This is a genomic window from Romboutsia maritimum, assembly GCF_002251085.2.
GTDB lineage: Bacteria > Bacillota > Clostridia > Peptostreptococcales > Peptostreptococcaceae > Romboutsia_B > Romboutsia_B maritimum.
This window is the reverse complement of the sequence record NZ_NOJZ02000050.1, coordinates 1-5,600: the sequence shown is the minus strand read 5'-3', so window position 1 is coordinate 5,600 and position 5,600 is coordinate 1. Positions and strand designations below refer to the sequence as shown.

Sequence of the window (5,600 nt, the reverse complement as noted above, 5' to 3'; positions counted from 1 at the left end):
TGTTAGAAGTGAAGTAACAGCTAATCTAATTATGGAAGTTCTAGATATATTAAATATATCTTATAACTACAATCCTCCTAGAACTAATAATCGTCCAGGAGTTCCTAGATATGCTCAGATAAGAATAAAATATACAGATTATGTACCTACTTTTGGATACTTATCTGATAAGAAATTAACTCATATTACAACTAATCTAGATAAGTTAAATATTGAATATAATGTTATAGACAATGTAACAATACCATTAGAAGGTTTAAAATTGATTTCATTATAAAACCCTTATACATATAGGGGTAGCATCGTTTTTTTTGATATTTACAACGTTAAGGAGATTTTATCAAGTAATTCCACCGTATTAAGCAATTTTACGTATTTTATTAATAAGTCAATTTATATTTAAATAGTTCAATAATATATGAAATGATTTACGAACTAAAAAATTAACATTAGATAAGTTAAACCTGTTGATTTTACTATGTTTTTTATAGAAATAATATAGGTTCAGATAAGTTTACTTTTTAGAACTTGAAGTTTTAAAAATGACTTGATTTTGCTTAACTTTGTAAATCTAGAAAAAAACGACGCTACCCCATATAAGGGGTTTTTGTTTAGAAAGGATATTAATTTATGAAAAATACAATTTATTATGGCCCCCCCGGAACAGGAAAGACATACTTTATTCAGAATAAATTAAAAGATTATACTACGATTGAAATAACTGATAGTCTAATATCAAGTTCTTTATCTAACGGAAAGGAGTGGTTAGTGATTGCATTAGCTATATTGCAAAATAATAATATAGCTACAAATACACACATTTCTTCTAAATTAACTCAACTTGGTATAAGTACAAATTCAACTGTATCTACAATACTAACTAGACATTCTACAACTGATACACCTTTAGGATCATATGATAATCCAAGAATTTTTGTATCTTATAATGGCTCTTGGTATGTGGATATAGATTTATTTAAATCACTAGAATCTAATATTTATAATAAATATATATTAAATTCTAGTAAAAAAAGATATGAGTTCGTGACATTCCATCAGTCATTTGTTTATGAAGACTTTATAGAAGGTATAAAGCCAAAATTAAATACTAATTCTACCAATTCTATTGAGTATGAAATACAAGATGGAATTTTTAAAAATATTTGTAAGTTAGCAAGAGATTGTGCGCCACAAAAATGTGCTATATTCATAGACGAAATAAACAGAGGTAATGTTTCCGAAATTTTTGGAGAATTACTCTCATTAATTGAACCTGATAAACGAGAAGGTCAACCTCTTGAGTTAAAAGTTACTTTACCTTATTCAAAAGTACCATTTGGAATACCTTCTAATCTAGATATATATGGAACTATGAATTCTGCTGATAAAAGTATATCTAATATAGATATTGCTTTAAGAAGAAGATTTGAGTTCGTTCCTATAAAAAGTAATCCTGATTTACTTTTAAATATGTATTCAAGTACAACTATAAATCCTAATGATATAGATGGAATTAATATTATCGAATTATTAAGAACAATTAACTCTAGAATAGAGCTATTACTAGATTCTAATTATAATATTGGCCATGCTTATTTTGCTAATATATCTAGTTTTGATGATATAAAAGCTGTCATTGTATATAAAGTAATACCTTTACTTGAAGAATATTTTTATAATGATCCTGAAAAAGTTCAGTTGATTCTTAATGACTTAGATGAAAATGGTGACTTAGATATAAATGCATTGTATATCCATAAAGAAATTGATGCTTCTTCTCTGTTGCGATATTTTGGTGATTACGATATAGATAATAAAAAAATATATAGTATTAAAAATATAGATGAAATATCTAAAGAAAGTATATTAAAAATATATGAGCATTAAAGTTATAGAACATGAATTTATAAAAATTTCTAAGTTTACTGATATCAAAAAAAAGGTTATATCTAGAGAAGATGCTGAAATTTTGCATAATCTAGAAATAGAGAAAAATTTATCTATGTTTAAGTGGGGTAAAAATAAAGTTTCTCCCCAACAATGGATTGGTGTTATTTCTTTAAAAAATACCTCTCTAGAAATTCTACCTAAAATAGCCGACTCTTGTAATGAGCAAGAACTTATGACTAGTTTAATATTCATGATTAATACAGTATATGGACTCAATATTAAGCATAGTATTAAATCTAAGTCCAGCCTTTTACAAAATGGATTTTTTGAACTATTAATAAATATATTTCTTGATGAATTAAACTTACAGTTAAACCAGGGATTACATAAAGAATATAAAAAAAATACATCTAATTTAAATTGTATAAAAGGATTTATTGTCTTTAATAAACATTTACATAAAAATTTATTTAATAAAAACAAGTTTTATTGCAAGTACTCAACCCTAACGGATGATTATTTATTGAACCAAATAATTAAGACTACATTAGTTCATATATCTAGATTTAATATTAGTAATAAAACTAAATCTAAGGTTAAAGTTCAGTTAGATAGACTTGAGAATATTTCAGTTATCAATGATGCAGCAAGTTTCATTGACAAACTAAGTTTTAATAGAAATAATGATCGTTTTAAAAATAGTATACATTACTGTGAATTATTTTTAAATAATATTGGTTCTAGCTTAAATAGTGGAAGTTGTAAAATAAATTCATTTTTAATAGATATGAATAAATTATTCGAGCAGTTTATTTATAAATCTTATAAAAAAATCTATAAACATAATGTTATTTACCAAAACCAAAATAATTATTTATTGACTAATTGCTCTAAACCTCAAATACATAAAATAAATTTAAAACCTGATATTATGATAAAAAAAGCTTCTTCTCAAGTAATTATAATCGATACAAAGTGGAAAGTTCTCAATAAATTTGTTAATTCATCTGATATATATCAAATGAATGGATATATTACAGGTATATCGAATGTTGAAGACATAATTTTACTGTTCCCTAAGAATGTAAATAATGATAAGATTATAGATGACTTTTTTGTTAAAAATAATAGCTCTAATAAAATAAAAATTAGAACTATCAATTTACTTGAAGTTGGGACATATAAATTTTACTCTGACTTACAAGATATCATCAAGTAAATATATAGGATGTGATAAAATGACAAATTTTATAGATGAAAATTTTAAGCTCTATAATAGTGATTGCTTAAAACAATTAACAGATATAGATGATAATAGTATTGATTTAATAATAACAGACCCGCCCTATAACTTAGCTCAGTTTATGAAGGGTAGGCAAACAAATTTAAAAAAAATGAGATCTAACTTTTTTGGTGATGCAGGTTGGGATGATGATGATTATGATGTTTGGATAAAACACATGGACGAATTTTTTAAACATGCGAACAGAGTTCTTAAGAAAAAAGGCTCTCTTATATTATTCATGTCAATAATAAAGGTTGAGTCTCTAATAAAATTAGCTGAAAAGCATAAATTTTATTATAAAACAACTGGAATTTGGCATAAAACAAACCCAATGCCTAGAAATATGAACCTCCATTTTATAAACTCTACTGAAGCTTGGATTTATTTTGTTAATGATTCTAAAACAGGTACATTTAATAATGATGGTAAGGCTATCCATGATTTTGTAGAAACAAGTTTAACACCTTCAAATGAGAAAAAATTTGGGAAACACCCTACTCAAAAACCAGTTACTTTAATTAACCATTTTGTTAAAATTTTAAGTAATGAAAATGATACTATATTGGATTGCTTTATGGGTAGTGGTTCTACTGGAGTTTCTGCCGTTGAACTTAGACGAAAATTTATAGGTATCGAATTTAATAGTGAATACTTTGATATAGCTAAAAATAGAATTCAAGATGCAAATCCTTCTGATGTTACACTTTTTGATATGGAGACTACAAACTATGTATAAAGTTATAGATTTATTTTCAGGAATTGGTGGATTATCTTTAGGATTTAGATTAGAAGGATTTGAAATAAGTATTGCAAATGAAATTGATGCATCTATTGCTGAAAGTTATAAAAAAAATCATCCTGAAACATATGTTATTAATCAGGATATAACTGAATTAGAAATAGAATCTGTGTTCAAGGACTTTCATAATTCAAATAATACTATTGTAATAGGTGGTCCTCCTTGCCAAGGATTCTCTCAAAAAGGCTCTAGGTTAGGATTAGATGACACTAGAAATTACTTATTTAAATATTTTTTCAATGTTGTTGATTATGTAAAACCACAATACTTTGTTATGGAAAATGTACCCAATATGCTAACTGCTTGCAATGGATATTTTAAAAATGAAATAGTCAGCCTATTTAATAAGATAGGTTACTCCATAGATTATGGTATTTTAAACTCATATGACTATGGAGTTCCTCAAGAGAGAAGAAGAGCTTTTATTCTAGGTAAAAAGGGTGATATCAAACTCAATCTTCCTAAGCCTATAGATACTAAAGTTTCTGCATGGGATGCAATTAGCGATCTATCATATCTAGAATCTGGTGAAGGTGAATTTTTACAAGATTATAAAATAAATTCAAATACAAGTTACCAAAAACTAATGAGATGTAATTCTAAAATTCTCTATAATCATACAGTAACAAAACATTCAGAATTAGCTCTTGAAAGATTAAAGCTTATTCCACCTGAACAAGGTAGAGAAGTTTTACCTCCTGAGCATATAACAGGGTCTATATTTAGTGGAACATGGTCTAGAATAATAAAGTCAAAACCATCAGTTACTATAACCACTAGATTTGATACACCTTCATCTGGTAGATTTTCTCATCCTTATTTAAATAGAGCTATTACCGTTAGGGAAGCTGCTCGACTACAATCATTCCCTGATGATATTATTTTCTATGGAAATAAATCTTCACAAATGAAACAAGTGGGTAATGCGGTTCCTCCTTTATTAGCCCAGGAAATAGCAAAGAAAATAAAAAAAGATATTAATAATGATTAATTTTTTAATGAATGTATAGGAAGATAGTTGAAGAAGGAGCAAAAACCGCTCCTTCCTCAACTATCTTTATTTATATGCTGGGGTCAAAAACTATAGGGTCTAGTCTGACATCACAGATTGCAGCAAAGAGCGCTGCAAACTGTGATGCCAGACAAAGAACATACTGCTTTTAATCTAGTGACTACAACGGATTCTATTTTTTAGTTTTACTATTAATTTCATATTCTTTTACTCTTGTATTTTATATAATTTCAATACTTATTTTTTTGTTTATACTATACTGTCTATATTCTTACTTATAGTCATATCCCTAGATTTGATACTTATGGAGTTTGGCTATCGCCACCGCGCTTTTCGCTCCAATCTTTTGAGCAAAGAACGCTCAAAAGGATTTCCACTACAATAGCTAACTCAAAACCATCTTTTAATCGGAAGTTGCATGGATATTGATAGATTATAGCTTTATAGTTAGTTGGTAGTTAAAGATAGGCCTATCGGCCATGCCCCTCTAACTAATCCTCAACGCACGAACACGTCTCACGATAAAATACTGCGCAAACATCATATTTCATATCAAGTCTGCTACGTATATTATTCGCTCATACGTGTTCGTAGCTTTTGAGGATAGCCATTCA

The 5,600-nt window shown here is 27.3% G+C and carries 5 protein-coding genes; all 5 read left to right on the top strand.

Annotated features, from left to right (window positions below; all coding sequences use genetic code 11):
• Nucleotides 1-277, top strand: a 277-nt coding sequence (locus CHF27_RS13245) for a hypothetical protein (RefSeq protein ID WP_158534777.1), incomplete at its 5' end; no start/stop codon positions are given.
• 353 nt (nucleotides 278-630) lie between these two features.
• The gene (locus CHF27_RS13240) at nucleotides 631-1,887 is read left to right on the top strand and encodes an AAA family ATPase (RefSeq protein WP_095406511.1); all 1,257 of its coding nucleotides are present in this window, start codon (nucleotides 631-633) and stop codon (nucleotides 1,885-1,887) included.
• Nucleotides 1,877-3,109, top strand: coding sequence for an McrC family protein (locus tag CHF27_RS13235; protein WP_095406510.1), 1,233 nt, complete (start codon nucleotides 1,877-1,879; stop codon nucleotides 3,107-3,109). Before CHF27_RS13240 ends, CHF27_RS13235 begins: the two co-directional genes overlap by 11 nt.
• Nucleotides 3,110-3,128: 19 nt before the next feature.
• Nucleotides 3,129-3,911, top strand: coding sequence for a DNA-methyltransferase (locus CHF27_RS13230; RefSeq protein ID WP_095406509.1), 783 nt, complete (start codon nucleotides 3,129-3,131; stop codon nucleotides 3,909-3,911).
• Nucleotides 3,904-4,965: a DNA cytosine methyltransferase gene (locus CHF27_RS13225; RefSeq protein ID WP_095406508.1), complete on the top strand. Its 1,062-nt coding sequence runs from the start codon at nucleotides 3,904-3,906 to the stop codon at nucleotides 4,963-4,965. Before CHF27_RS13230 ends, CHF27_RS13225 begins: the two co-directional genes overlap by 8 nt.
• The last annotated feature ends 635 nt before the right edge of the window (nucleotides 4,966-5,600 follow it).

Coding starts and splice junctions, on each gene's coding strand:
- CHF27_RS13240 (WP_095406511.1), top strand. CDS start 631: ATGAAAAATACAATTTATTATGGCCCCCCCGGAACAGGAAAGACATAC.
- CHF27_RS13235 (WP_095406510.1), top strand. CDS start 1,877: ATGAGCATTAAAGTTATAGAACATGAATTTATAAAAATTTCTAAGTTT.
- CHF27_RS13230 (WP_095406509.1), top strand. CDS start 3,129: ATGACAAATTTTATAGATGAAAATTTTAAGCTCTATAATAGTGATTGC.
- CHF27_RS13225 (WP_095406508.1), top strand. CDS start 3,904: ATGTATAAAGTTATAGATTTATTTTCAGGAATTGGTGGATTATCTTTA.